The sequence below is a fragment of the Methylobacterium sp. AC690 genome (assembly GCF_979256535.1).
On the sequence record NZ_CEEDOX010000128.1, the window covers coordinates 1 to 238 of the forward strand.

At 76.9% G+C, this 238-nt stretch carries 1 pseudogene; it reads right to left on the minus strand.

The window, feature by feature from the left end:
- Positions 1–238: pseudogene (locus AC0IY1_RS25570) on the minus strand (hypothetical protein); the annotation flags it as partial.

Below are 238 nucleotides of genomic sequence, written 5' to 3' on the forward strand. Positions count from 1 at the left end.
GTCACCGACCAGGGCGACCTGTACGCCGCGGCCGAAGGCGTCGGCGGCAGGCAGGGCGTAATCGGGCTCGTAGAACAGGTTGTCGACGAGGGGCCGGCGGCTGAGATCGTGCCAGGCCGCGATCCAGGGCGCGTCGGCCGCCCGGGGGCGCAGGGCGACCACGAGGCCGTCGGGGGTCGCGACCGGTCGCCGGGCGGAGCGGCTCAGGAGGCGGCGCGTCCGAACCGGCGGGTCGCGA